The sequence below is a fragment of the Frankia sp. Hr75.2 genome, assembly GCF_949319125.1.
Classification (GTDB): Bacteria; Actinomycetota; Actinomycetes; order Frankiales; family Frankiaceae; genus Parafrankia; species Parafrankia soli.
On record NZ_CASGGV010000310.1, the window covers coordinates 109,159 to 135,196 of the forward strand.

20 protein-coding genes and 1 tRNA gene are annotated in these 26,038 nt (G+C 72.8%); 13 read left to right on the plus strand and 8 right to left on the minus strand.

From position 1 onward, the window contains the following. Window positions 1-491: 491 nt before the first annotated feature. Together AC559T_RS26780 and AC559T_RS26785 are read left to right on the plus strand one after the other, a co-directional pair. Entirely contained in the window at window positions 492-869 is a 378-nt protein-coding gene (locus tag AC559T_RS26780) for a nitroreductase/quinone reductase family protein (protein ID WP_083391226.1), read from the plus strand. Then, window positions 869-2,071 carry an SDR family NAD(P)-dependent oxidoreductase gene (locus AC559T_RS26785; RefSeq protein ID WP_498870489.1) on the plus strand — a complete coding sequence of 401 codons (1,203 nt, stop codon included), beginning with the start codon at window positions 869-871 and terminating at the stop codon, window positions 2,069-2,071. The genes AC559T_RS26780 and AC559T_RS26785 overlap by 1 nt, the downstream gene beginning before the upstream one ends. A 6-nt stretch (window positions 2,072-2,077) precedes the next feature. Here the strand turns inward: AC559T_RS26785 and AC559T_RS26790 are convergent, their stop codons facing one another. Both AC559T_RS26790 and AC559T_RS26795 read right to left on the minus strand, forming a co-directional pair. Continuing rightward, window positions 2,078-2,221 (minus strand): hypothetical protein, encoded by a 144-nt coding sequence (locus tag AC559T_RS26790; RefSeq protein WP_498870490.1) that lies wholly within the window; start codon window positions 2,219-2,221, stop codon window positions 2,078-2,080. Between the two features lie 305 nt (window positions 2,222-2,526). Then, window positions 2,527-2,602, minus strand: a tRNA-Leu gene (locus tag AC559T_RS26795). A 165-nt stretch (window positions 2,603-2,767) separates the two neighbouring features. On the opposite strand from AC559T_RS26795, the gene AC559T_RS26800 reads away from it, so the two are divergent. The 7 genes from AC559T_RS26800 to AC559T_RS26830 all read left to right on the plus strand — a co-directional run bounded on the left by AC559T_RS26800 (window position 2,768) and on the right by AC559T_RS26830 (window position 11,015). Next, entirely contained in the window at window positions 2,768-3,367 is a 600-nt protein-coding gene (locus AC559T_RS26800) for an ANTAR domain-containing response regulator (protein ID WP_020459639.1), read from the plus strand. Next, a complete protein-coding gene (locus AC559T_RS26805; protein WP_498870491.1) occupies window positions 3,364-5,175 on the plus strand; it encodes a branched-chain amino acid ABC transporter substrate-binding protein in 1,812 nt (603 codons plus the stop codon). Before AC559T_RS26800 ends, AC559T_RS26805 begins: the two co-directional genes overlap by 4 nt. Window positions 5,176-5,330: 155 nt before the next feature. Further along, window positions 5,331-6,542, plus strand: coding sequence for a branched-chain amino acid ABC transporter substrate-binding protein (locus AC559T_RS26810; RefSeq protein WP_020459641.1), 1,212 nt, complete (start codon window positions 5,331-5,333; stop codon window positions 6,540-6,542). Between the two features lie 33 nt (window positions 6,543-6,575). Beyond that, the gene (locus AC559T_RS26815) at window positions 6,576-7,505 is read left to right on the plus strand and encodes a branched-chain amino acid ABC transporter permease (RefSeq protein WP_071065537.1); all 930 of its coding nucleotides are present in this window, start codon (window positions 6,576-6,578) and stop codon (window positions 7,503-7,505) included. A 107-nt stretch (window positions 7,506-7,612) separates the two neighbouring features. Then, entirely contained in the window at window positions 7,613-9,073 is a 1,461-nt protein-coding gene (locus AC559T_RS26820; protein ID WP_498870511.1) for a branched-chain amino acid ABC transporter permease, read from the plus strand. Then, window positions 9,070-9,906: an ABC transporter ATP-binding protein gene (locus tag AC559T_RS26825; RefSeq protein WP_112107377.1), complete on the plus strand. Its 837-nt coding sequence runs from the start codon at window positions 9,070-9,072 to the stop codon at window positions 9,904-9,906. Before AC559T_RS26820 ends, AC559T_RS26825 begins: the two co-directional genes overlap by 4 nt. Next, entirely contained in the window at window positions 9,903-11,015 is a 1,113-nt protein-coding gene (locus tag AC559T_RS26830) for an ABC transporter ATP-binding protein (protein WP_498870492.1), read from the plus strand. Before AC559T_RS26825 ends, AC559T_RS26830 begins: the two co-directional genes overlap by 4 nt. A gap of 206 nt (window positions 11,016-11,221) precedes the next feature. Here the strand turns inward: AC559T_RS26830 and AC559T_RS26835 are convergent, their stop codons facing one another. Continuing rightward, entirely contained in the window at window positions 11,222-11,716 is a 495-nt protein-coding gene (locus AC559T_RS26835; protein WP_112107381.1) for a PaaI family thioesterase, read from the minus strand. 286 nt (window positions 11,717-12,002) lie between these two features. Between AC559T_RS26835 and polA the strand changes: the two genes are divergently transcribed. Both polA and AC559T_RS26845 read left to right on the plus strand, forming a co-directional pair. Then, window positions 12,003-14,738, plus strand: coding sequence for a DNA polymerase I (gene polA / locus AC559T_RS26840; RefSeq protein WP_498870493.1), 2,736 nt, complete (start codon window positions 12,003-12,005; stop codon window positions 14,736-14,738). 324 nt (window positions 14,739-15,062) lie between these two features. After that, on the plus strand, window positions 15,063-18,587 hold the full coding sequence (locus tag AC559T_RS26845) for an EAL domain-containing protein (RefSeq protein WP_498870494.1): 3,525 nt from the start codon (window positions 15,063-15,065) through the stop codon (window positions 18,585-18,587). Here the strand turns inward: AC559T_RS26845 and AC559T_RS26850 are convergent. The 4 genes from AC559T_RS26850 to AC559T_RS26865 all read right to left on the minus strand — a co-directional run bounded on the left by AC559T_RS26850 (window position 18,487) and on the right by AC559T_RS26865 (window position 22,370). Next, complete coding sequence (locus tag AC559T_RS26850) at window positions 18,487-18,915, minus strand: protealysin inhibitor emfourin (protein WP_498870495.1); 429 nt, start codon at window positions 18,913-18,915, stop codon at window positions 18,487-18,489. The genes AC559T_RS26845 and AC559T_RS26850 overlap by 101 nt on opposite strands. 29 nt (window positions 18,916-18,944) lie before the next feature. Then, window positions 18,945-20,006 (minus strand): M4 family metallopeptidase, encoded by a 1,062-nt coding sequence (locus AC559T_RS26855; protein ID WP_112107388.1) that lies wholly within the window; start codon window positions 20,004-20,006, stop codon window positions 18,945-18,947. A 64-nt stretch (window positions 20,007-20,070) separates the two neighbouring features. Beyond that, window positions 20,071-21,357 carry an ABC transporter substrate-binding protein gene (locus tag AC559T_RS26860; RefSeq protein WP_112107462.1) on the minus strand — a complete coding sequence of 429 codons (1,287 nt, stop codon included), beginning with the start codon at window positions 21,355-21,357 and terminating at the stop codon, window positions 20,071-20,073. A 245-nt stretch (window positions 21,358-21,602) separates the two neighbouring features. Continuing rightward, window positions 21,603-22,370: a hypothetical protein gene (locus AC559T_RS26865; RefSeq protein ID WP_498870496.1), complete on the minus strand. Its 768-nt coding sequence runs from the start codon at window positions 22,368-22,370 to the stop codon at window positions 21,603-21,605. 93 nt (window positions 22,371-22,463) lie between these two features. On the opposite strand from AC559T_RS26865, the gene coaE reads away from it, so the two are divergent. Then, the gene (gene coaE / locus AC559T_RS26870) at window positions 22,464-23,084 is read left to right on the plus strand and encodes a dephospho-CoA kinase (protein ID WP_112107392.1); all 621 of its coding nucleotides are present in this window, start codon (window positions 22,464-22,466) and stop codon (window positions 23,082-23,084) included. A 5-nt stretch (window positions 23,085-23,089) separates the two neighbouring features. Beyond that, a complete protein-coding gene (locus AC559T_RS26875; RefSeq protein WP_112107395.1) occupies window positions 23,090-23,830 on the plus strand; it encodes a class I SAM-dependent methyltransferase in 741 nt (246 codons plus the stop codon). Between the two features lie 77 nt (window positions 23,831-23,907). Here AC559T_RS26875 and uvrB read toward each other — a convergent pair whose 3' ends face one another. Further along, window positions 23,908-26,034 (minus strand): excinuclease ABC subunit UvrB, encoded by a 2,127-nt coding sequence (gene uvrB, locus AC559T_RS26880; RefSeq protein ID WP_112107398.1) that lies wholly within the window; start codon window positions 26,032-26,034, stop codon window positions 23,908-23,910. Between the last annotated feature and the right edge of the window lie 4 nt (window positions 26,035-26,038).

The following is a 26,038-nucleotide window of genomic DNA, read 5'->3' on the forward strand; positions in this document are numbered from 1 at the left end:
TCGAGGGTCTCGGTCGAGGTCTGGGTCGAGGCCATGCCGGTGGTAGCGATGGGCACGCACTGTCTTCCCGCTGCTTCGCAGAGTAGTCATCGCTGTGGGTGACATCGCTGGGTCACCCGGCCGAGGTGTCCATGGCAGCGGTGCCGTCGGTCGCCCGGCTGCCGGCCCTCACCTGCTTCGCCGCACCTAACCGGGCCGGGCCGTCGCCGGGTCCAGACGCTCCGCGGCCGTCACCGGGTGTCGGTGACCTGACCAGGGCAGGGCCGGCGCACACCCGTAGTCTTGCTCCGCGGGACGCCGTCCGGCCGTCGCCGGACCGGCATGGCGGTGGCCCGCCCACGTACCGGCGCCGGGTGGCGCCGGTGCCCGCGTCGCGATCCGCGGGCCGGCCTCGGGACGGGTCGGCACGCGGCGGAGCAGCAGGGGATCGGGGCGAAGCCATGGTGAGCGACCGCAGTCTGAAGACCTTGAACGCCACGCACAGGCGCCTGATGAGACTGACCCGCGGCCGGCTCGGATGGCGGGCCGGCGGCATGCCCGTCCTGGAGCTCACCACGACCGGGCGGCGCAGCGGCCGGGCACACACCGTCATGCTCACCTCCCCGCTGCGGGATGGCGACGCCATCGTCCTGGTGGCGTCGCGGGCCGGCGACGACCGACATCCCGACTGGTACCTGAACATCTGCGCCACCGCGGACGTCGAGGTCCGGGTCAGGGGCGGGTCGTGGCGGCCGATGCGCGCGCGGGTGGCGACACCGCCGGAACGGGAGCGGCTGTGGCCCCGCGTGGTGGCGGACAGCCGCTGGTACGAGAGCTATCAGGCCAAGTCGAAGCGGGTGATCCCGCTCGTCCTGCTCGAGCCGCGCTGATGCGGCCCGGCGCCCGGGACGCGGGCTGGAGCCTGGCCGACGTGCCGGACCAGCGGGGACGGACCGCCGTCGTCACCGGTGCGAACAGCGGCATCGGCTTCGAGGCGGCGAAGGTGCTCGCCGAGCGCGGCGCGACCGTCATCCTGGCCTGCCGCGAGCCGGCCCGGGCCGAGCAGGCCGCGGCACGCATCCGAACCGCCGCGCCGCGGGCGGACGTCCACGTCGAGCCGCTCGACCTGATCTCGATGACCTCCGTGCGCGCGGCCGCCGAACGGATCCGGGCCGCCCACCCGCGGCTTGACCTGCTCGTCAACAACGCCGGGGTGATGCTGCCCCCACCCGGCCCGAGCGGCGACGGGCTCGGCGGCGACGGCATCGAGCCGACGTTCGGGGTCAACCACCTGGGGCACTTCGCGCTGACGGGCCTGCTGCTCGACCGCATCCTGGCGACTCCGCACTCGCGGATCGTCACGGTCAGCAGCCTCGCCCACCTGGTCGGCCGCCTCGACCTCGAGCAGCTGCGCCGCCTCCCGCCGCGCGCTGACCGACCGGGGGACATCCGACCGGTGGTCGTGCCCGACCAGCGCGCCGGGTCGCCGTCCGGGCCGCGTGCACCCGCGCGCGGGGAGCGTGACAGCGCCGCCCTGGACAGCGCCGCCCTGGACAGCGCCGCCAGGGACGGCGGGCGCCCGGCCCACCAGCGGCTGCGGCGCTCGCCGGGCATGCCTGGCATGGGTCGGCGGCTGCCCCGGCAGCGCCTGCCGTATCCGACATCCAAGCTGGCGAACCTGATGTTCACCTTCGAGTTACAGCGCCGGCTCGCGGCCACCGGCGCGTCGACGATCGCGGTGGCCGCGCACCCGGGAATCGCCCGGACCGGGCTCACCCGCAACCTCATGCCCCCGGCGCGGGTGTTCATGGGCCTGCGCCTGGCGCCGCTGATGTCGTGGCTGGTCCAGGACCCGGAGATCGGCGCGCTCGCCACCGTCCGAGCCGCCCTCGACCCTGCGGCGCGCGCCGGTGACTACTACGGGCCGGCGGGCCTCTTCCACAGCACGGGCCTGCCCGTCGCCGTGCGCTCCAGTGCCCGCTCGCGCGACACCCACCTGCAGCACCGGCTGTGGGTGGAGTCCGAGCGGCTCACCGGGGTCAGCTACGACTTCCACCGCAGTCTCGAACGGCCGTCGCCGTCGCGGGCCTGACGGGCCTCAAAGGCCGAGGCTGAGGTCGCCGAGGATCAGTATCGACCCGACGAACACCACGAGAGCGCCGACCGCGGCCCCGACCGCGCCGACGAGGTCGAACGTCCCGATCCGGTGGTGCCACCGGCGGTACGGCGGTTGATCAACCAAGGGTTCTTCGTGAAGTTGTTCGTCGGTGGTGACGGCGGCGTGGAGCGGGCGACACGGGCCGAGCTGTTCGCGGCGTTGCTGGCGGAGGTCGGCGGTGGAGGTGATTGCCGCGTTGCGGAGCGAGGCGTCCGGCAATGTGGTGGCCGAGGAAGTACTGGATACCTCGGGCGAGCGGTCTGTCGGCCCTGGGGCTCGGGCCGGCGTGCGGCCTTCGGAGGTGTTCGAACGTATGTGCGATGGCGGCGTGGAAAGTCCGTGGTCACCAGGGATTCCCGAGGATGGGAATGGTGTACGAAATGATCTTATGGTACCCCGGGTGGGATTCGAACCCACACTGTCGGTGGTTTGAGCACCGTCTCTCTGCCGTTGGAGTACCGGGGCCTGCCTGGTCCGCGCGGGGAGAACCGATGCGGAACCTCTCGTGGACGACTCTAGCCGGGTAGGGTGCGATTCGACCTCCCGGCCCGGTCAGATTACGGGCCGGCCGGTCGCAGCCCGCGTCAGCCACCCGAACGTGACGACCGCACAATCCAGGAGTTCAACTCGATGAGCCAGCCTTCCTCGACGCCGCGTCGGGTGTTGATCGCTGAGGACGAAGCGTTGATCCGGCTGGACCTCAGGGAGATGCTCCAGGAAGAGGGCTACGAGGTCGTCGGTGAGGCGGGGGACGGCGAGACCGCTGTGGCCCTCGCGGGGAAGCTGCGCCCCGACCTCGTGATCCTGGACGTCAAGATGCCGAAGATGGACGGCATCGACGCGGGCGCGCGGATCGCCAAGGAGCGCATCGCCCCGGTGGTCATCCTCACCGCGTTCAGTCAGCGCGAGCTCGTGGAGCGTGCGCGCGAGGCGGGGGCCATGGCGTACGTGGTCAAGCCGTTCCAGAAGAAGGACCTGCTCCCGACCATCGAGATGGCGATGAGCCGGTTCACCGAGATCGTCAGCCTCGAGGCCGAGGTCGAGGATCTGCAGGGGCGCCTGGAGGCTCGCAAGATCATTGAGCGGGCGAAGGGCGTACTGCAGACCGAGCACGGGATGACCGAGCCGGACGCGTTCCGCTGGATCCAGCGGACGTCGATGAACCAGCGCCGGACGATGCGCGCCGTCGCGGAGGCTGTGCTCTCCGGTGAGGCGCTGCCCAGCTCGTGAGCCCGCGCGACCCGGACCCGGGCCCGGACCCGGCCACCAGGCCGGAGCGGGCCACCGGTTCGGACGCGGCTACCGGTCCGGAGCCGGCAACGGGTCCCGCCCAGGTCACCGATCCGGATTCGGGCCCGGAGCCCGCGGCGGGCCGGAATCCAGCAGGCGGTTCAGCGCCCGCGGCGGGCTCGGAGCCGGCGCGGCCGGCTGCCGGGGTGACACTCGCCGGGTGGGTGCGTCCGGTGTCGCGGGCGGTGCCGTCCGCCGCGCGCCGGCTGGACCACTGGGCCCGCAGGTCGACGCGTGACACCCGGGGGCGGGTCGTTCTCGCCGCGGTGCTGGTGCTGGTGCTCGCTGTCCCCACCGGGCTCGGCCTGGGGCTCGCCGCGGTGCTGGACGGTGCTGGTTCTGGAACGTCGGCGACGAAGGTCGCCACGATCGGCGTGATGGCGCCCCTGTCGGGGGGCTCGGCCGACGCGGGCGTGAGTGTGCGCGACGCGGTCACCCTCGCGGTCGAGGAGGCCAACCGGCAGGGGGCCGTCCCGGGCTGGAAGCTCGAGGTGGCCGCCCACGACGACCTCGCCCGCCCCGACGGCGGCGCGGCCGGGGCGGATCTGTTCGCCGACGACAGCCGGGTGATCGGGGTCGTCGGCCCGCTCAGCTCCAGCGTGGCGATGGTGTCCCTGGACAGGCTGAGCAGCGTGGGCATCCCGGTGATCTCGCCGTCCAACGCGGAGCCGACGCTGACGGCGCCGGAGAGCGCGTCGAACACCCGCCCGTATCCCACGTACTTCCGGCTCAGCGGCACCGACGAACTGCTCGCCCAGGTGACGGCCGACTATGCCGTGAACACGCTGGGGCGCTCGCGGATCAGTGTCGTCGACGGCGGCCCGGACTACGGCACGATCACGCTCGCGGAGCGGTTCGCCCGGCACGCGCGGGCCGCGGGGGCGACCGTGCCGACGGTGCACCGGGTCGACGGCGCGTCGACCGCCGGCGAGCAGGTCCGCGAGACGGCGAAGGCCATCCAGGACGAGGCACCCGATCTGGTGTACCTGGCGACGGGTGCCGGCTTCGCCGGCGAGCTGCGTGGAGCGCTCGCGGACGAGGGGGTGGCCGTCCAGGTGATGGGCGCGGACGGCCTGCTCGACCGCGACTACGTGGAGCGCTCGGACTCCGCGGCGGACGGTGACGTCGTCGCGGACCTGTCGGTGCCGCTGTCACGCCTCCCGGCGGCCGGGGCGTTCGTGGCGGCCTACTCGGAGCGGTTCGGCGGGCCGACGGTGGGCGCGGACGGGCTCCTGCCCGACGGGACGTCCATTGAGCCGGAGCCGGAGCCGGAACCAGAGCCGGCGCCGACGGCTTCCGGCGCTCCGGGTCACGCCACGGCCACGTCCGCGTCCGTGGACCCGAGCCACACGTCCGGTTCCGCGTCCGCGGCCGACGAGGCGGGCGCGAGCAGATCCGGCGCGAGCGAGGCCGGTACGGCGAGCCCCTCGGAGCGTGAGCTGGAGGTGCGCCGCGCCCGGGACGCCGCCCTGGCGGATCTGCGGGAGGCGGCGATCCCGCCGGTGGCGGCCTACGCCTACGACGCCGCGCGGGCGCTGATCCGGGCGGCGGCGGCGGTCCTGCCCGGCCGGACGGAGGTGGACATGGCGACCCGCCAGGCGCTGGTCCGCGCGGTCGGTGCCGGGGACTTCGCCGGAGTCACCGGCCAGGTCGCCTTCGACACGAAGGGCGACGTCATCGATCCGCGCGTGGTGCTGTACTCGGTGCTCGGTGGAAACTTCGTCCCGTTGCAGGTCGACTCGCCCTGATTGCTTCCCGCGACGTCTGGGTGCCAAAGCACGTCTAGTACCACGTGAAGTCACGACACTCTTACTTTCAGCTTTCATCGCTCGGGTGGAGCCGCTAGGTTTCCGCTGCGCGGAGCGCGCCCGCGCGCCGGTGGAAAGCAGCGGAAGGACGTGGCATGACGGGCAGCCCACGCACCCCTCGACCCAGGACCAGACGGGCCGGGGTCCTGCGGCCGGTCGCCGGGGTGGTCGCGGGCCTGGCGATGGTCGGCGCGGCGTTGACCGCCTGCGGCGGTGGTGACTCGAACGAGGCCGGTACCAAGGAGTTCCTCATCGGCTTCCAGGGGCCGCTGTCCGGGGAGAACCAGCAGCTCGGCATCAACGCCTACAACGGCGTGCTGACCGCCGTCGACCTGGCCAACCGCACCGGCGGCCTGCCGTTCACCCTGCGGATCGTCGCCTCCGACGACCAGGGCGTGCCCGAGCAGGGGCCGACCGCCGCCCAGAAGCTCATCGACAACCCGGACGTCGTCGCGGTCGTCGGCCCGGTGTTCTCCGCGCCGACGAAGGCCAGCGAGCCGCTGTACAGCCAGACAGGCCTGCTGTCGGTCAGCCCGTCGGCGACCGCCCCGGCGCTCACCGACCTCGGGTTCACCAGCTTCTACCGGGTGATCGCGCCGGACACCGTGCAGGGCGCCGGCGCCGCCGAGTACCTCGCCAAGGTCGTGAAGGCCAAGCGCGTCTACTCGCTGGACGACCGCAGCGAGTACGGCACCGGCCTCTCCGGCGCCGTCGAGCGCGGCCTGAAGCAGGCGGGCGTCGCCTACACCCACGACGGGATCAACCCGACGAAGGACTACACCTCCCAGGCGACGAAGATCATGGCGGACGGCGCCGACGCCGTCTACTACTCCGGGTACTACTCCGACTTCGCGCTCCTCACGAAGGCGCTGCGCAGCAAGGGGTACGACGGGGCGATCCTCAGCGGCGACGGCTCGAACGACGACCAGTACATCCGCCAGGCCGGCGCGGCGAACGCGGAGGGCACGCTCATCACCTGCCCCTGCTCGGACGCCAACACCGACCCGGCCGCCACCGGCTTCGTCAGCGAGTACAAGAAGGTCAACAGCGGCCTGAAGCCGGGCACGTACTCCGGCGAGGCCTACGACGCCACCAACGCCATCATCTCGGTGCTGCGCAAGCTCGGGACCGGCGCCAGCCGCGAGTCGGTGCTCGCCGACTTCGGCTCGGTCGACTTCCCCGGGGTGACCAAGCGGATCCGCTTCGAGCGCAACGGTGACGTCCAGGGCTCGACCGTCTACGTGTACCAGGTGAAGGACGGCCAGCGCGTGGTGCTCGGGCCGGTCAGCTCGCTCGTCAAGCCGTGACCGGCCGGCGAGCGCCTTCCCGGCGGGTGGGGCATGGGCTCGGCTGAGCAGATCAGCCAGCTCACGATCGACGGTCTCATGGTGGGCGCGCTCTACGCGGTGATCGCCCTGGGATACACGCTCGTCTACGGGGTTCTGCAGCTGATCAACTTCGCGCACAGCGAGGTGTTCATGCTCGGCGCGTTCGGCGGGCTCTTCGCCAGCCGGGCGCTGGTCCCGGCGGGCGCCACCCCGTCCGGTCTCACGTCGGCCGGGCTGGTGCTGTTCGGGCTGGTGGCAGGCGCGCTGGCCGGCGCCGCGGCCGCGTACGCGCTGGAACGCTGCGCCTACCGGCCGCTGCGCCGTCGCGGCGCGCCCCGGCTCGCCTACCTGATCAGCGCGATCGGGGCCTCGCTGTTCGCCTTCAACCTGGCCGGCAAGGAGTTCGGCCGGCAGAGCATCCCGGTGCCCGACCTGTTCACCAACGGGACCGTGGTGACGGTGCTCGGCGCGGAGATCTCCACGCAGTCGCTGGTCATCGCCTGCACGGCGCTGGCGATGCTGCTCGCCGTGGACCACCTCGTGGCCGGAACCCGGCTGGGGCAGTCCGTGCGCGCGGTGGCCCAGGACGCCGAGTGCGCCGGCCTGATGGGCGTGGACGTCCAGAAGGTCATCGTCGTGACGTTCGTGCTCGGCGGGCTGCTGGCCGGCGCGGGCGGGTTCCTCTACGCGATGACCTTCAACGCCTCGTACACGATGGGGTTCGTCCCGGGGATCAAGGCCTTCACCGCGGCGGTGCTCGGCGGGATCGGCAACGTGCGCGGCGCGGTCCTCGGCGGGCTGCTGCTCGGCCTGGTCGAGAGCTTCGGCGGCTACCTGTTCGACGCCTCCTACAAGAACGTCATCGCCTTCACGGTGCTGGTGCTGGTGCTGCTGGTGCGCCCGTCCGGTCTGCTCGGGACCAGGCTGGGGCGGCCGGCGTGAAGCTCCGCCGGCCCGTGCCGCGGCGGTCGCCCGCGGTCCGGTCGCATTCCGTCCGGGCACGGAAGGCCCAGTCGCGGCGGGCCCAGCTGCGAGAACTGCGGTCGCGGATGGCCCGGCCGGGGGCGGCCCGGCCGGGGGGTGTGCCCTGGCCGGTCGTGGCCAGGTCGCCGGCGGCCCGGCGGCTGGGTGCCTGCCTGTTCCTGGCCGTGATCGCCGCGGTGGTGACGGGCCCGTCCGGAGACGCCGACCGCCCACTGGCGGGGATCGAAGGCTCGTTCACGCCCGCGCGGGCGGCCGGGTTCGCTGCCGGGGGACTCGCGCTGTGGGCGCTGTCGATCGGTGCCGACCGGCTGACGACCCGGCTCCGGTCCGCCGGCCACGGCGCCGCGCTGGGCGGCGGTCGCCTGGCCGCGCTGGGCGGCGGGGCGTGGGTGGCGCCGGCCGGTGCCGCGTGGACGTCGTTCCGCCGGGGCCGTTGGGCGGCATTCCGCCGGGGCCGGTGGTCGGCGCCGGCGGGCAACCTGGCGCTGCTCGCCGTCGCCGTGGCGGTCCCGCCGCTGCTGTCCACGGCGGCCCAGCAGGCGCTGGTGAGCGAGATCGGGATCTACGCCCTGCTCGCCCTCGGCCTGAACGTCGTCGTCGGCTACGCCGGACTGCTCGATCTCGGCTACATCGCCTTCTTCGCGATCGGCGCCTACACCACGGCCTACGTGACGTCCGCGGACGCGATGCCCTGGCACGCGCCCTGGCAGGTCAACCCGTTCTTCGCGCTACCCGTCGCACTGGTCGTGGCGGCCGTCGCGGGTGTCGTCCTGGGCGGCCCCACGCTGCGCCTGCGCGGGGACTACCTGGCCATCGTCACCCTCGGGTTCGGCGAGATCGTCCAGTTGCTCGCGAACAACGCCGACGGCGTCACCGGCGGCCCGCGCGGCGTGTTCGGCCTGCCGCCGCTGTCGGTCGACCTGCCGGGTGTGCACTACTCCTGGGGCCTGAGGCCGTTGCCCTACTACTACCTCCTCGTCGTCCTGATCGTGCTCGTCATGGTGGTCTTCGGCCGGTGGGAGCGCTCCCGGACCGGCCGGGCCTGGACGGCGATCCGCCAGGACGAGGTGGCCGCCGAGGCCACGGGCGTGGCGACGATGCGGATGAAGCTGCTGGCCTTCGCCGTCGGCGCGTCCGTGTCGGGCTTCGCCGGCGTGGTCCTGGCGACCAAGCAGTTCTTCAACCCGCAGACGTTCGGCCTGCAGTCCTCCCTCCTCGTGCTGACCATCGTGATCTTCGGTGGTATGGGCTCGCGGCTCGGCGTGGTGCTCGGGGCGCTGGTCCTGCAGGGGACGGCCTTCCTCCTGCGTGACACGGTCCCGCCCGCGGACCGCTACATCTACTTCGGCGCAGTGGTGATCCTGATGATGATCTTCCGTCCGCAGGGCCTGCTGCCGCCGCGGGGCCCGCGGGCACCCGCCAGCCCCGGCCCGGCCGCCGCTCCGGAGCGCCCGGCGGTTCCCACCGAGCGCGCCGGAGCCCCGGGACCAGCCGGGCCCGCAGCGTCGACCGAGGCGGCGCGGTGACCGGCCGGCCCATCCCCGGCCCGCGGCCGTCGACGACCCTCGGGCCGGTCCTGGACGTCCGCGACGTCACCCTGCGCTTCGGCGGGCTGACCAGCCTGGACGGCGTCTCGCTGCGCCAGGACCGGGGAAGCGTGCTGGCCGTCATCGGCCCGAACGGGGCCGGGAAGACGTCCCTGTTCAACTGCCTGACCGGTGCCTACCGGCCGCAGCGGGGCAGCGCGCGCTTCTGGCCCGCGGATGACGGCGTCGAGCTGGTCGGGCGGTCCCCGCACCGGGTCGCGCGGCTCGGCGTGGCCCGGACGTTCCAGAACATCCGCCTGTTTCCCGAGATGTCGGCGGTGGAGAACGTGCAGGTCGGCGTCGAGGTGCGGGCCCGGACGGGGGCGCTGCGCGGGCTGCTGCCGACCAGGGCCGTGCGGCGGGAGGAACGGGAGACCCTCGACCGCTGCCATGAGCTGCTCGACTTCGTCGGGCTGGGCCACCGTGCCGAGCGGCCGGCGGCCGCCCTGGCCTACGGGGAGCAGCGACGGCTGGAGATCGCCCGCGCGCTCGGCACGTCCCCCTCGCTGCTTCTGCTCGACGAGCCGGCCGCCGGTGCCACCGCCGCGGAGCGCACGGACCTCGTCACGCTCATCCACGCCATCGCGGGGCGGGGGATCTCGGTGCTCCTCATCGAGCACGACATCCGGTTGGTGGCCGCCGTCGCCCGCGCGATCGTCGTGCTCAACTTCGGCCGGGTGATCGCCGCGGGACGTCCCGACGAGGTTCGGGCCGACCCCGCCGTCGTCGAGGCCTACCTCGGCGAACCGGACGAGAGGCGGGACGGGCCGTGACACCGGAGGGGAACCCCCTCGACGGATCGCCACTCGAGAACATCGCGCCGCTGGAGAACATCTCGCCGGTCGACAGCACGCCGCCGACCGGGAGCATGCCGCCGACCGGGAGTGCCTCACAGGTCGGGAGTGCACCGCAGGCCGGGAGCGTCTCGGCGTTCAGGAGCACGATTCCGGCCGGGACGTTGGTCGACCTGACCGTTCCCGAGCGACCGCTGTTGGACGTGCGCGACGCCGAGGTGGCCTACGGAGCCGTAACCGCGCTGCGGGGGATCTCGCTGCGGGTGGACCCGGGCGAGGTGGTGGCCCTGCTCGGCGCGAACGGAGCCGGGAAGACCACCACCCTGCGGATGATCTCCGGACTCCTCCCGCCCGCTCGCGGCTCGGTCTGGTTCGACGGCGCCCGCCTGGCTGGCACCGGCAGCGGCACCGGGCTCGGTGGCACTGGCACCGGCGGCGGTACCAGTGGGCACAGCGGTACCAGTGGGAACTGCGGCGCCGGTGCCTGGTCCGACGGCACGCGGGACTCGCCGGGGCTGCCGGTGCACCGGGTAGCCGCGCTCGGCATCAGCCATGTGCCCGAGGGACGGCGGATCTTCCCGGCGATGACGGTGGCCGAGAACCTCGCGATGGGCGCCTACACCGACCGCCGCCGGGCCTGGAGCCGTGCCGGCCGCGACGCCCGCCGAGAAGCCCGCCGGGACGTCCGCCGTGGCCTCGACCGGGTGCACGCGCTGTTCCCACGCCTCGCCGAGCGGGACCGCCAGCCCGCGGGCACGCTCTCCGGCGGGGAGCAGCAGATGCTGGCGATCGGGCGGGCGCTGATGGCCCGGCCCCGGCTGGTCCTGCTGGACGAGCCCTCTCTCGGGCTGGCCCCGAAACTGGTCGCGACGATCTTCGAAGTGATCGAGGAGATCAACGCGGACGGGGTGACCGTCCTGCTGGTGGAGCAGAACGCGGCGGCGGCGCTGCGGATCGCGCACCGGGGCTACGTCCTGGACACCGGCCAGGTGGCACTCGCGGGCAGTGCTGACGAGCTGGCCCGCGACCCCCGGGTGCGCGACGCCTACCTGGGCAGCCCGAGCGATTCCGACGCCGTGGCACCCTAGATTCCGACGCCGTGGCACCGAAGTGGCACCGGTGCCGGGGATGTGGCTCGCGGGGCCTGTGGCCGGCGCTTTGGCGAATGCCCGGGGTGGACTTTGGTGCCGTCCGAACCTTCCCCGTGCCCGGCGTTTTCTACTCGTCCGCCCCGGGCGTCCACCTGCAGTCGACGGTAGCAGGGCGGCTGCGCGCGCCGTTCACCGCGTACCGGTCACGGCTTGCGGTCCGCGTCGCCCGATCCCGGCGCCGGGATCTTCCCGCCGGCCGGTGGGCGGTCGCGCAGCATGCAGGTCAGCCGGCAGGTGCACACCGCCCGGCCGGCCTCGTCAGTGACCCGGATGTCGTAGGTGGCCAGCGTCGACCCCCCGTGCACCTGAGTCGCGACCGCCGTCACGACGCCGTCGGTGACCGCGCGGTGGTGGGTGGCGTTGATCTCGATCCCGACGGCGACCCGGTCGGCCCCGGCCGAGAGCATCGAGGCGACCGAGCCGACGGTCTCCGCGAGCGCCACCGAGGCACCGCCGTGCAGCAGGCCGTAGGGCTGGCGGTTGCCGGCGACCGGCATCGTGGCGACCACGCGCTGCGCGCTCGCCTCCGTCAGCACGATCCCCAGGCGTTCGCCGAGCTCGCCGCGGTGCTCGTTGAGCTCATTGAGCATGTTGATCTGATCGTCCGTACTCGTCGCCGTTCTGGACACGTCGAGCACATTAGTTCAATTCCTCATTGGTCATCGGGCGCGGTCGGCGTCCGGCACAGGCACGGGGCTGGGGCTGGCCAGGGCGGTGCAGGGCCTGCGCACGCCGCCGGCTCGACCGCGCGGCCGCCGCGGGCCACGGCCGATCATGGAGTTCCGCGGAACCTCGGAACTCCCACAGGCCGCGACCACCACGAACAGCTCGGCGTAGGGCTCGTGGCGCGTCCCGGTTGTATCTCCTCCTGGCCCTCCGCCGGACATGCGCGGACCTGTCGTACCCACGGCCTAGACTCGCCGCGTGCCTGCGACTACCTCGTCCCCGTCCAGCAGCTCGTCGGCGGCCAGCCGTGCGTCGGCGTCCGCGGACCGTTCCCGGCTGCTGCTGCTCGACGGGCACTCGCTGGCCTACCGCGCCTTCTTCGCGCTCCCGGTGGAGAACTTCTCGACCAGCACCGGCCAGCCGACGAACGCCGTCTACGGCTTCACCTCGATGCTGATCAACGTCCTGCGCGACGAGAAGCCCACGCATGTCGCCGTCGCGTGGGATCTGCCGACCCCGACGTTCCGGCACACGCAGTACGCCGAGTACAAGGCCGGTCGCTCGGAGACGCCGGCGGACTTCGTCGGCCAGGTCGCGCTGATCCACCAGGTCTGCGACGCGCTGGCGGTGCCCGGGGTGAGCGCCGCCGGGTACGAGGCCGACGACGTGATCGCCACCCTCGCCACCCAGGCGTCCGCGGAGGGGATGGACGTCCTGGTCGTGACCGGCGACCGCGACGCGCTGCAGCTGGTGAACGAGCGGGTGACGGTGCTGATGACCCGCAAGGGCATCAGCGACATGACGCGTTTCACCCCCGACGAGGTGCAGGCCAAGTACGGCCTGTCCCCGGTGCAGTACCCCGACTTCGCCGCGCTGCGCGGCGACCCGTCCGACAACCTGCCCTCGGTGCCCGGGGTGGGGGAGAAGACGGCCACCAAGTGGATCCAGCAGTTCGGCTCGCTGGCCGAGCTGGTCGACCGGGCCGACGAGATCGGTGGCAAGACCGGCGCGTCGCTGCGGGAGCACCTGTCCAACGTCATCCGTAACCGTTCGCTGACCGAGCTGGCCCGTGAGGTGCCGCTGGAACTGACGCCGGCAGACCTGCGCCTGCACCCCTGGGATCGCGAGGCCGTCCACCAGCTCTTCGACACGCTGCAGTTCCGGGTGCTGCGGGAGCGGCTGTACGCGGCGCTGTCGGTGGCGCCGCCGGCCGCCGACGAGGGCTTCGAGATCGAGCTGAGCATGCTCGGGCCGGACGAACTCGCCTCGTGGCTCGCCGAGCACGCCTCCGGCGCCGGCCGCACGGGCCTGCACCTGCGCGGCACCTGGGGCCGGGGCACCGGGGTGATCGTCTCGGTGGCCCTCGCCGCCGCCGACGGCGCCGCCGCCTGGATCGACCCGACCCAGCTCACCGCCGGCGACTCCGCGGCGCTCGGCAACTGGCTGGCCGACCCGGACAGGGCGAAGGCCGGCCACGACCTCAAGGGCCCGATGCTGGCGCTGGCCGAGGCCGGTTTCACCCTGGCCGGTGTCACCAGCGACACCGCGCTCGCGGCCTACCTGGCGCTGCCCGGCCAGCGCTCCTTCGACCTCGCCGACCTGGCCCTGCGTTACCTGCACCGCGAACTGAAGTCGGACGCCCCGAGCAACGGCCAGCTCACCCTCGACGGTTCCGGCGAGGCCGACGAGGCGGAGGCCGACGCGATCCGCGCCCGGGCCGCGCTCGAGCTGGCCGACGCCCTCGACGGCGACCTGGAGCGCAGGTCCGCGGCCCGCCTGCTGCGGGAGATGGAACTCCCGCTGGTGACCGTCCTGGCGACGATGGAGCGCGCGGGCATCGCGGCCGACGAGGATCACCTCCTCGAGCTGCAGAAGCACTACGGCGGTGAGGTGTCCGACGTCGCCGCACAGGCGCACGGCATCGTCGGGCGCACCTTCAACCTCGGCTCGCCCAAGCAGCTCCAGCAGATCCTGTTCGACGAGCTCGCGCTCCCGAAGACCAAGCGCATCAAGACCGGCTACACGACCGACGCCGACGCGCTGGCGTGGCTGGCCACCCAGTCCGACCACCCGCTGATCCCCGTGCTGCTGCACCACCGCGACGTCGCCCGGCTCAAGACCGTCGTCGACTCACTCATCCCGATGATCGACGACGCCGGCCGGATCCACACCACGTTCAACCAGATGATCGCGGCGACCGGCCGGCTGTCGTCCACCGACCCGAACCTGCAGAACATCCCGATCCGCACCCCGCAGGGCCGGCAGATCCGGCAGGCGTTCGTGGTCGGCCAGGGGTACGAGACACTGCTGACGGCCGACTACTCGCAGATCGAGATGCGGCTGATGGCGCACCTGTCCGGTGATGCCGGCCTCATCGAGGCGTTCGCATCGGGCGAGGACCTCCATTCCTTCGTGGCCGCGCAGGCGTTCGGGCTGCCGGTCTCCGAGGTCGATCCCGAGCTGCGCCGGCGTATCAAGGCGATGTCCTACGGGCTGGCCTACGGCCTGTCCGCCTTCGGGCTCGCCGGCCAACTCGGAATCGCCCCCGATGAGGCACGCGAGCAGATGGACGCCTATTTCGCCCGTTTCGGTGGCGTCCGGGACTTTCTGCGCGGGGTCGTCGACCAGGCCCGCCGTGATGGTTACACCGAGACCATCATGGGCCGCCGCCGTTACCTGCCCGATCTGACCAGCGACAACACCCAGCGCCGGCAGATGGCCGAGCGGATGGCGCTGAACGCCCCCATCCAGGGATCGGCGGCCGACATCATCAAGATCGCGATGTTGGGCGTGGGTCGGGCGCTGCGCTCGCGTGACCTGAGCTCCAGGCTGCTGCTTCAGGTGCACGACGAACTCGTCCTGGAGATCGCCCCCGGCGAGCGGGCTGAGGTCGAGGCGCTGGTCCGAGCCGAGATGGGTAGCGCGTACGAGATGTCCGTGCCGCTCGAGGTGAGCGTCGGCGCCGGCCGGACCTGGGACGAAGCCGGTCACTGACACCGGCGACCGGAGCCTGGCTTCCCTGGTTTCCGCCTCTTTTCCGCCTTTCCGGCGATGGAGTCGACAATCCCAGCCGTGGTCATCGTCGTCGGCGTTGAATCATCCGGAATTCACGCCGCCTGTCCGAAATGTGGTTGGTAAAGCGTCGTCGCGGACGTTAGATTCATTCGGTTTTTGGTTATGTTCTGACTACGTCAGGTCTCTGTCGTCCGCGCGGGTGGTCCGGCGCGCCCGGGCCCCGTCGGCCACTGGCCGCCACAACGGTGCCGGTCAGCGCCCAGCGCCGGGGACCTGCCGCGGCCAGGGAGAGGGGGACGGGTCGTGACCAGCGGTCCCGTAGTCGTCGACCGCCGCCGCCTGCTAGTGGTCCTCACCGTCGGGATGGTGGGGTTCTTCCTGTTGGTCCTGACCGTCCCCGGATCCCCGGGGCGGCTGCGTGCCGGGACGTGGATCGCACTGGCCATCGCGCTGGTCAACCTGGCCCTCATCCAGCGGCTCGTCGCCGCCCACGAGCGGTGGCCGTGGCTGGCCGCGCTCGCCGCCGCCTCGATGGCGGCCGGGATGGGAGCCGCGGCCGCGGACGCCATACCCGGGGAGGAAAGCCAGCTGTTCCTGCTGTGGTTCCCCTGGATCGCCAGCTACTGCGGTGTGCTCAGGCTCGGCTGGAGCCTGGCCATGGCGGCCTGGGTGGCCCTGACGCTGCTGCTGGCGGCGTCGGTCAACTCCGCTCTCGCCGGCTCGCCGGCGCTGCTGATCACCGCGGCCGTCAGCTCGGCCGGCGGCTGCCTGGTGATGTACGGGCTGTTCCAGTGGCGCGGGGAGCAGGCCTACTCCGATCCGCTGACGTCCCTGGTGGCACGCAGCGGGCTGACCCGTGCCGCGGACCCGGCGATCGCGCGGGCGGTCAAGAAGGACCGCGAGGCGGTCCTTCTCCTGCTCGACATCAACCGGTTCCGGGAGGTCAACGACGCGCTGGGGCACGAGGCCGGTGACGAGCTGCTGCGCCAGCTGGCCCGCGCTCTTCCCGCGGTGACGCCGCGGCCGTCCTTCGTCGGCCGGCTCGGCAGCGACGAGTTCGCGCTCGTCATCCCCGGCCCGCCCGGCGCGGACCGCCGTGACGACGACGAGCTGGGCGGTGGTGATGCCAGCCGCGGAGATCCGGACCGCGGCGGGTCCGTGTCGACGTCGGCGAGTCGGGAGAGCGACCTGCGCGAGCTCGGCCGGTCGGTGCTGCGCCAGATCGAGGGGCCGTTCACCGTGCACGGCGTCGAGGTCGAGGTCGAGGCGAGCGCCGGGCTGGCGGTCGCCCCGCGCGACGGGGAGACGATCGGGTCGTTGCTGCCCTGCGCGGACGCGGCGCTGTCCCGGGCCAAGCGCGAGGGCGAGCGGGTCGGGCTGTGGGACGCGGGCATCGCGGGCGTGCGCTCCTGGGAGATCGCGCTGTACGCGGAGCTGCGCGCGGCCATCGCCAGGGACGAGCTCATCGTCTTCTACCAGCCGCTCCAGGCGGCGGCGACCGGGCGGATCGTCGGCGTCGAGGCTCTCGTGCGCTGGAGCCATCCGACCCGCGGACTGTTGCCGCCCGGCGCGTTCCTGCCGATGGCGGAGCGCTCGGCGCTCATCGTCGACGTCACGAGGTGGGTGCTGGACGAGGCGCTGCGGCAGTGCGCCGTGTGGGCCGCCCGTGGGCTGCACGTGCCCGTCTCGGTGAACCTCTCCGCCCGCATGCTCGTCCTGGACGACCTGCCCAGCCTGGTGACCGGGAGCCTGGCCCGCCACCAGCTCCCCCCGGACGTACTGACCCTCGAGATCACCGAGAGCGCCCTGGTGACCCAGCCCGGCCGGGCCGCCGCCATGCTCCGGGAGCTGCGCAGCAAGGGCGTCAAGCTCGCCCTGGACGACTTCGGCACCGGTTACAGCTCGATGGAGATCCTCAAGGCGCTGCCGTTCGACGAGGTCAAGATCGACCGCGGGTTCGTCGCGGACGTCCGCGGCAGCCTGCTGGACGCGGCGATCGTGCGTTCGGTGCTGGACCTCGGCCACCGGCTCGGCCTGCGGGTCGTCGGCGAGGGCGTCGAGGACGACCGGACGCTGCGGATGATGACCGAGCTCGGCTGTGACATCCTGCAGGGCGACGCGGTCTCGCGCCCGCGCCCGCCGTCGCATCTCGAGGACCTGCTGGTGGAGCGGGCCGCACCCGCCGACCGCCCCGGCGCCGCCGGTGCGGCGGCCCCTGCCGCCCTGCCGGCTGGTGGTGCTGTGCCGGCCGGCAGCGGCGTGCCGGTGGGCGGTGCCGGGTCTGCGGCCGACGCGGTGGAGGCGGTGGACGCGGCGCGTTCCGAGCCGATCGTCGGCCCGGATGCCCCCTTCACGGTGTCGCAGACGCGGCGGTTCGGTGTCCTGGCCCCGCCGGTGGCGGACGAGGCGGCGCGGGTCGCCGCGACCCGGCGCTACGAGATCGCGTTCCGGCCGCGGACCTACCCCCTGGACGACATGGCGGCCCTCGCGGCCGCGATGACCGGCTGCAACGTGGGGTCGGTGCTCCTGGTCGGCGCCGACTCGGAGACCTACCTGGGCCGCCACGGCCACGAACTGAAGGACGTGCCGGCCCGGGTCGGCGTGGCCTCGCACGCCGTCGCGGCGGGCGAGCTGCTGGAGATCCCGGACGCGATGCTCGACACCCGGTTCGCGCACGGGACCAGGGCGTTCCCCGGCCGGAAGGCCCGTTTCATCGCAGCCGTCCCGGTGCGGACCTCCGACGGCTACGCCATCGGTGCGGTCACGATCAACGACCGGATCCAGCGGCGGCTCACCCCGGGCCAGCGCGAGGCGCTGGAGAGCCTCGCCCAGCACGCCGCGGTCATGATGGACGTCCGCCGGGAGGCCGTGCTGCTCGCCGTGGTCACCGACACCGCCCGGGCGCTGGACCAGCTCTGTTACCCGGATGATCTCCCTGCGGCCGCGTCCCTGGTCAGTGACGCCGCGCGGCACATGCTGGGCGGCGACGTCGTCACCGTCCTGATGTCCGACACGCCCGGCTCGACGGTCTACAACTCCGTCGGGGCTTCCCTCGCGCCCGGGGCCACCTCCCTCATCAAGCCGGGGCAGCGGTTCAGCTCGAACGACGAGACGGTCATCGGCGAGGTCCTGCGGACACAGAGCCCACTGTTCGTCCCGGACGCGCCGACCTTTCCCGGCTTCAACCTGGACATCGTCCGCGCCAGTGGTGTGGCCTCCGCGTTCCTCGTCCCGATCCCGGGGGAGGGCGGTGCGCTCGGCGTCATGTGCGCCCGCTGGCCGGCCCCGGTGGCCGCGATCGACCCGTCGCTGTACCGCGCGATGGCGCTGCTGGCCGGGCAGGCGGGGCACGGCCTCGGCCGGCTGCGGGCCGCCTCGGCTCGGGAGCACCACCCGGACGGCACGGCCGGGCTGACCGGCCGGGCGGCCTTCCTCTCCACCCTGCAGGGGCTGTCGCCGGGCGCCGCGGTGTGCCTGTTCGACGTCCAGGCGGGCCGGGACAGGTTGACCAGTCGGTTCGCCGAGCTCCTGCGGGCCGTCTGCGACGAGTCCGCGTATCTCGCCCGCTGGTCGGACAGCCGGTTCGCGGTGGCCGTCCCGACCGGCGGGCGGGAACGGGCCGAGGCGATGGCCGACGAGGTCCGCCGCTCCTGGGCCCGGGAGTCGGCGGTGCCGATCGCCGTCGGCATCTCGGTGACCAGGAGCCACGAGCCGTCGAGCGCCGCGCTCATCGACGCGGAGAACCACCTGCTGGAGACGATGGCGGTGGTGGTCCGGGCCGAGCGGGCAGCCGCGGCGCGCGTGACAGCAACGTCAGCAGGGGTCTGACCCCTTCGGGCACCGGCTCGTGGAACGTCCGCTCCACCCGGCCGCCCTGGAACTCCACCTCGATCACGTAGACGAAGCGATCCGCCCCCGCCGGGCCGCCGCCGGTGCCGCCTGGCCCGGCGGTACCGTCCGGCCCGGCGGTGAGCGAGGCCGCCAGCGACCGCAGCGTGGCCGCCTGGTCGGCGGGGAGCCGGGCGGTGTCGAGCCCGCGCCGGACCGGCCGGCCGATGATCCCGCCAGAGCGTTCCAGGATCACCCGGATGCGCCCGGCCAGGTCGGCGGGCCCGCCGCCGTCCAGGCGGGACCCGGTGTTCCGGTCGTCGGTCACCCTCCGATTCTCCCCGCCCGGCCGGGGCGTCAGACCGGAACGCCGACCGAGGCCCAGGCGTCCCGCACGGCCTGGGTCTCCTCGGGCCCGAACAGCACCTGGGCCTGGCGCGAGGTGGCGGCGGCGAACGACCGGAACGTCGCGTTCGGCCGGAGCTGGGGCGCGCGCAGCGCCTCGTACCAGATCCGGCCCGCGCGCTCCCAGGCGTGGCCGCCGAGGGCCACCGCGAGCGTGTGGAAAGCCTTGTTCGGGATGCCCGAGTTGATGTGCACCCCGCCGTTGTCGGTCGTCGTGCGGACGTAGCCGTCCATGTGCGCGGGCTGAATGTCGTCGCCGAGCACCGGGTCGTCGTAGGCCGTGCCAGGCTCCTTCATCGACCGCAGCGCCACGCCCTGCACGGCGTCGGTGAGCAGGCCCTCGCCGATCAGCCAGTCGGCCTCCTCGGCGGTCTGGCCGCGCAGGTGCTGCTTCACCAGCGAGCCGAAGACGTCGCTCAGCGACTCGTTCAGCGCGCCCGACTGGTTCAGGTACATCAGCTGCGCCTCGTCCTCGGTGACGCCGTGCGCGAGCTCGTGGCCGATGATGTCCAGCGAGACCGTGAACCGGTTGAACAGCTCGCCGTCACCGTCGCCGAAGACCATCTGCCGGCCGTTCCAGAAGGCATTTTCGTAATGATCGCCGTAGTGCACGGTCGCGAGCAGGCCCATCCCGTCGTCGTCGACGGAGTCCCGGCCGTAGGCGTCGAGGAAGAACGCGAACGTGGCGCCGAGGCCGTCGTACGCCTCGTTCACGGCGACGTCGGCCACCGGGGCGTCGCCCTCGGCGCGCACGGTCGTGCCCGGCAGGTCCTCGGACTCCTTCGCGTCGCCGATCGTGCGGCGCGGGCCGCTGGTCGGGGCCAGCCGCGGCGGGGTCGCCGGGCGCTGCACGGAGCGCATCAGGGCGTTGTGCACCCGCACGCTGCGGTGCGAGGAGTCCTGGGCCATGGTGGACAGCGCGCGGGCGCGCTGCTCGTCGTTCCCGTTCCGGGCAATGCGCTCGAGGATGTGCGGCGGCACGGCACAGGGCGCGCAGCGTCGGTGACCGGTCATCGGCGACTCCTCCAGGTGTGGGCCGTCCCGGGCGGATCTGACCGGGGGCCACCGACCTTGGCCGCTACGTGAGCAGATGTCCAGACCGGCCTGCGCCGTCCTGTGCCGCGGCCGTCGCCGCGGTGACGGCCGGAGCCGCCGGGACGAGCTCGCCGCACCGCGGCTGCGGCTCGACGACCTCGAACACGTCACCGGTCGCGGAGACGCGGACGAAGTCGGCGCAGCGGTCCAGCCGGCCCTGCCCGGCCGAGAAGTTGATCTTCTGGGTGAGCAGGCCGCCGGCGTCGTAGTCGGTCACTCCGCGCAGCCCGCGGATGTAGGAGTCGCGGGTCGGGCAGTGCCCCTGGGTCCGCAGTCCGCGCAGGAACAGGTCGGCACTGATCCACCCGTTGACGGCGCTCTGTTGGCTCGGCGGCTGGATCTCGGGGGCGTGCCGGGTCATCGCGGACAGGTAGTCGCGGTGGGCGGGCAGGCCCCGCTCCAGCGCGGTGAAGGGCAGCGGCGTGTAGGTGCCGGCCAGGGCCTGCCGCAGGCCGGAGACCAGCACGCGCATGTCGTAGCCGGCGGGGGAGACCGCCGTCCCGAACGGGTGGCCCCGCTCGGCGGCGGTGATCAGGGCGCCGATGTAGATGTCGAGCGAGGTGGCCGCGACCAGGGTGTCCGCTCCGGTCCGGACGATCCGCCCGACGACGTCGGGCATGGTGATGCCGTCGATCGGCTCCTCGAACACGACCGGGATGCCCGCCGCCGCCAGGCTGCGTCGCGCGCTCTCGGCGTAGAGCAGGGAAGCCCGGGTCGCCGAGGTGATGATCAGCGCCGCCCGGGTTCCGCCGCGGGACTGGACGAACTGCCCCAGGGTGGTCGTCGCCTCGGTGTCGTCGGCGACGTATGTGTACGTGAACATGTTCGGGTGGTCCGCCCACAGCGGCTGGTCGGCCACACCCACCACTGGAATGTGCTGCTGGTCGAGCCAGGGCGCGGACTGTTCCGAGTACGCCGTGTGCTCGAGGATCGCGAACGCGCCCGCGGTCACGAGATCCTTCGCCGCGCGCAGGTTGACGCCCGGGCTGGACTCGTCATCACGCCAGATCGTCGTGATCCGGCGGCCGCCGACCCCGCCGGCGGCATTCTGCTCCGCCATGCGGGCCTCGACACCGGAGCGGTATCCGGTGTACTGGGCCGACATCGCGCCGCTGTCCGGGTAGAGGACGCCGACCGTGATCTCGTCGTCAGTGACACCCGGCGCGCAGGTCCAGGTCGCCGTTCCGCTCTGGGTGGATCCTCCTGCGCCACAGGCGCTCACCAGCGCCGCCGTCACGAGCGCCGTGCCGATCAACTTCGAACGAAACACCAGGACGATCCACCTCTCCGATCCGGCACGCGACAGGCCGCGGGGTTCTCGGGCAGTCACGACGTCTTACGCCCGGGATGGTCGTCCGGCCTGTAAAAAACGTGTTAGATCACAGCGAGGAAATTCGCGCCCGGACGCCGCTCAGGTGGTGCTCGCGGGAAATCCGTCCGGCGCCGGAGAAAATGAGAAAATCGGCGCGGATATACGCTGTCGCCGAACCGTCCCTCGTGCCTGTCCGGCCTTTTCTAGTGGACGTCCTCGACGCTCACCGGCGGGCTGCTGACCGGCGGGCTGGTGGCCGGGGCCGGACGTCGCCCGGCGCGCACCCGGCGGGTCACCATGACCACCGCGGCGTGGGCGCAGGCCAGCGCGATGCCGCCGATGATGAGCAGGCTCGCGTGGTTGTCGAGCCAGCGGACCAGGTCGCTGGTCCACGGCCCGAGGGCGCTGCCCGCCGACAGGTAGAGCGCCGAGGAGGTCATCGAACCGGGGACGAGGAACCGCAGGAACCGGCGCATCGACACCGACCCGGTGCCCAACGCCGCGTCGACGGCCACGTTCGTGTTGATCAGGCAGAACCACAGCAGGCCCCGCTGCGCGCCGTGCCGCGACAGGACGGTGACCAGCCGGCTGGTGCCGACCCGGCGCAGCAGGAGCGACCGGACGTTGTAGCGGGCCAGGCCGAAGTACCCGAGGTCGAGCAGGGTCCGGAGCACCGTGGCGATCAGCAGTGCGGGCAGGAACGCGACGTTGCCGCCGACCAGTATGAGGACGGAGACCGTCGGCCGCAGCGCGATGAGTAGCAGGGGAGCGGAGCTCGCGAGCGTGGGCAGCAGCACCAGGCCCACCGTGCCGGCGGCGAGCAGGCTGCCGGTGAGCAGCGCCGGCCAGCCCCGGGCAATCGCCGCCCGCGTCCACTCTGCCCGGCCGGACCTGGCGCGGTCAGGCCCGGCGCGGACAGGCCCGGCACGGTCAGGCCCGGCACGGCCGGGCTCGCTGCGGGTGGGCGCCACCCGTCCAGTGTGCCAACCCGCGCGGCCGGCCCGGCGCCGCGCGGACCCGTCGCGGGCACGAGGGGCTCCTGGCAGACTCGGCTGGTGCTGATTGTGGGCCTCACGGGCGGAATCGGGTCGGGCAAGAGCGCCGTGTCTGAACTCCTGGTGGAACACGGCGCCCATCTGGTGGACGCCGACCGGATCGCCCGCGAGGTAGTCGCCCCCGGGACGCCCGGCCTCGCCGCCGTCGCCGAGGCGTTCGGGCCGTCCGTGCTGCTGGCGGACGGCGCCCTCGACCGGGAGGCGCTGGGGCGTGTGGTGTTCGCCGACGAGGCGAGCCGGCGGCGGCTCGAGTCGATCACCCATCCGCTGATCCGGGCGGAGATGGCGGCCCGGATCGCGTCCGCGTCGCCGGACGCCGTCGTGATCCACGACATCCCGCTGCTGGTCGAGGGCGGACCGCGCCCCGGCTACGACGCGATCGTGGTCGTCGAGACACCACGCGAGCTGCGTCTGGAGCGGCTCGCCCGGCGAGGTCTCGCCCGCGACCAGGCCGAGGCCCGGATGGCTGCCCAGGCCACCGACGAGCAGCGGCGGGCGGTCGCCGACATCCTGGTCGACAACAGCGGGTCGCTCGACGACCTGCGGAAACGCGTGGGCGAGGTGTGGGGGGAGCTGCTGCACCGGCGTGACGCCGGGCTGGCCGAGCCCTCCGTCGGCCCCGGCTCCTGAGCGCCGTGGCCTGGGAGTGGGACGCGGCCGCCTACGGCCGGCTGCGGCTGCCGCACGAGCTGTGGGGGCAGCGCACGCTCGCCCGGCTCGCGCTGACCGGCAGTGAGACCGTGCTGGACGCCGGCTGCGGCACCGGGCGGGACACCGCGGCGCTGCTCGAGGCGCTCCCGCGCGGCCGGGTCATCGCCGTCGATGCATCGGCGAGCATGCTCGACCAGCTCCGCGCACGGCTGCCTGACACCGAACGGCTCACCATTCTCGCGGCGGACCTGCTCGACCCGCTGCCGATCGCCGAGCCGGTCGACGCCGTGCTGAGCGTGGCCGTCCTGCACTGGATAGCCGATCACCAGCGGGTGTTCGACAACCTCGCGGCGATCCTGCGGCCGGGGGGCAGGCTCTCGGTCGACTGCGGCGGCCACGGCAACATCGCCTCCGTCCAGGCGGCCCTGGCGGCGGTGCTCGGAGAGGTTCCGCAGGTGTGGAACTTCGCGGCGCCGGCCGAGACGGAGCGGCGCCTCGCCGCGGCCGGCTTCGTCGACATCGAGGCCCGGCTGCGCGCCGAGACCGCCCAGTTCGACGGTCCGGCTGCGTTGCACGACTACCTGGAGACGGTCGTGCTCGGCGCGCACCTGGTCAGGCTGGGCGCCGACGAGCGCGCGGCCTTCGTCCGGGCGGTCGCCGAGCGGCTGCCCCGGCCCGCCATCGACTACGTCCGCCTCGAGGTACACGCCCGCCGCGCGGCCTGACCCCGGCCCGGCCAGGCACCCGGGTTCCGCCGGTGGCCCGGCCCCCGGCCCGGTTCCGGCGCCGGGCGTTCGCGCGGCTACCGGACGTTCGCGGCGTCCATCCCGCGCAGCTCCTTCTTCAGCTCGTTGACCTCGTCGCGCAGGCGGGCCGCCAGCTCGAACTGCAGTTCCTTGGCGGCCTCGTGCATCTGGTCGTCGAGCTGGCGGATGAGCTGGGCGAGCTCGTGGCGCGGCATGCCGGCGAGCTCCGCCGCGTACCGGCCGACCGCGTCCCCCGCCTTCGACTTCATCCCGGGTACCGGGGCCTTGCCACGGGACTGCGCCCGGCCACCGCCGCCGATCATCTCCTCGCCCGCGGACTCGCGGACCATGTCCTCGAGAATGTCGACGACCTTCTTGCGCAGCGGCTGAGGGTCGAGACCGCGCTCGGTGTTGTAGGCGATCTGCTTCTCCCGGCGCCGGTTCGTCTCCTCGATGGCCTTGCTCATCGACGGAGTGATCTTGTCTGCGTACATGTGGACCTGGCCGGAGACGTTGCGGGCGGCCCGGCCGATGGTCTGGATCAGGGACTTGTCCGAGCGCAGGAAGCCCTCCTTGTCGGCGTCGAGGATGGCCACCAGCGACACCTCGGGCAGGTCGAGGCCCTCGCGGAGCAGGTTGATGCCGACGAGCACGTCGAACTCGCCGCGGCGCAGCTCGGTCAGCAGCTCGACCCGGCGCAGTGTGTCGACCTCGCTGTGCAGGTAGCGCACCCGGATGCCGAGCTCGAGCAGGTAGTCGGTGAGATCCTCGGACATCTTCTTGGTCAGCGTGGTGACCAGGATCCGCTCGTCGCGTTCCGCGCGGATCCGGATCTCGTGCACGAGATCGTCGATCTGGCCCTTGGTCGGCTTCAGCACGATCTCCGGGTCGAGCAGCCCGGTCGGCCGGATGATCTGTTCGACGACGCCGTCCCCGCGCCCCAGCTCGTAGGGGCCCGGAGTCGCAGAGAGGTACACCGTCTGGCCGATGCGCTCCAGGAACTCCTCCCAGCGCAGCGGCCGGTTGTCGATGGCGCTCGGCAGCCGGAAGCCGTGGTCGACCAGGTTCCGCTTGCGGGACATGTCGCCCTCGTACATGCCGCCGATCTGCGGCACGGTGACGTGCGACTCGTCGATGACCAGCAGGAAGTCGTCCGGGAAGTAGTCGAGCAGGGTGTGCGGGGCCGTGCCGGCGGCCCGGCCGTCGATGTGCCGGGAGTAGTTCTCGATGCCGGAGCAGAAGCCGACCTGGCGCATCATCTCGATGTCGTACGTGGTGCGCATCCGCAGCCGCTGCGCCTCCAGCAGCTTGCCCTGGCCCTCCAGCTCGGCCAGCCGGTCGGTGAGCTCCGCCTCGATGCCGGCAATCGCCCGCTCCATCCGCTCCGGCCCGGCGACGTAGTGGGTGGCGGGGAAGACGAAGACCTCCTGGGACTCCCGGACGATCTCCCCGGTGAGCGGGTGCAGGTAGGTCAGGCGCTCGATCTCGTCGCCGAACATCTCGATCCGGACCGCGAGCTCCTCGTAGACCGGGAACACCTCGATGGTGTCGCCACGCACGCGGAACGTTCCGCGGGTGAAGGCGAGGTCGTTGCGGGCGTACTGGACGTCGACGAAGCGGCGCAGCAGGCGGTCGCGCTCGATCTCGTCGCCGACGCGCAGCCGGACCATCCGGTCGATGTACTCCTGGGGGGTGCCCAGACCGTAGATGCAGCTCACGCTGGCGACGACGACCACATCGCGCCGGGTGAGGAGGTTCATCGTCGCCGAGTGGCGCAGCCGCTCGACCTCCTCGTTGATGGAGGAGTCCTTCTCGATGTAGGTGTCGGTCTGCGCGATGTACGCCTCGGGCTGGTAGTAGTCGTAGTAGGAGACGAAGTACTCGACGGCGTTGTTCGGCAGCAGCTCACGGAACTCGTTCGCGAGCTGGGCGGCCAGTGTCTTGTTGGGCGCCATCACCAGGGTCGGGCGCTGCAGGCGTTCCACGAGCCAGGCGGTGGTGGCCGACTTGCCGGTGCCCGTCGCGCCCAGGAGCACGACGTCCTTCTCGCCGGCCCGCACGCGGCGGGCCAGCTCCTCGATCGCCGCCGGCTGGTCGCCTGAGGGGGCGAAATCCGAGACGACCTCGAACGGCGCGGCCGAGCGCTGGAAGTCCGTGGTGGGGCGTTCGAACGTTGTGCTCACGAGT